The sequence below is a fragment of the Vibrio sp. 1249-1 genome, assembly GCF_033340495.1.
In genome coordinates this window covers 1-542 of record NZ_JAWOWJ010001057.1, presented here as the reverse complement: position 1 = coordinate 542, position 542 = coordinate 1, and the positions used below count along the sequence as shown (strand labels likewise).

The following is a 542-nucleotide window of genomic DNA, read 5'->3' as shown; positions in this document are numbered from 1 at the left end:
TCAAACGATTACCTTTGTCGCGCACGTATAAAATGCCTGTTGCGCCCGGGCCACACTGCCATTTATGGCCAGAACCAGAGTAGAAATCGCAATCCAGATCATGTAGGTCAAGATCGAACATGCCCACCGTGTGAGCACCATCCACTAACGTTGGAATTTGGTGCTCTTTTGCAAGAGAACAAATTGCCTTTGCTGGCAGCGCAGTACCGGTTTTGTATGTGATGTGAGAGAACACAATCAGGCGAACATTGTGGTGCGCTTCAATAGCGTCACGGAATGCTTGAATGTAGTCTGCTTCAGAAACGTCTTCAGTACCTGTAAACACTGGTAACTGAATTTCCACGACTTCTACACCAAAGCGGTGTTTTACAACATTCAGCGGAGATGTCGCTGCAATGTGTTCGTGGTGTGTAGTAAGAATCACGTCTCCCGGCTCGAAATGCAGACCATTAATGATCGAACATAGACCGTCAGTAGTGTTGCGGCTTAAGATGATTTCGTCAGCATTTGCGCCAAAACCTGGTGCAATCTCTGCGATCATG

1 protein-coding gene is annotated in these 542 nt (G+C 47.2%); it reads right to left on the bottom strand.

Annotation, left to right across the window (positions count from 1 at the left end):
* A partial coding sequence (locus R7Z50_RS30435; RefSeq protein WP_318150142.1) for an aminotransferase class V-fold PLP-dependent enzyme occupies positions 1-542 on the bottom strand: 542 nt, incomplete at both ends.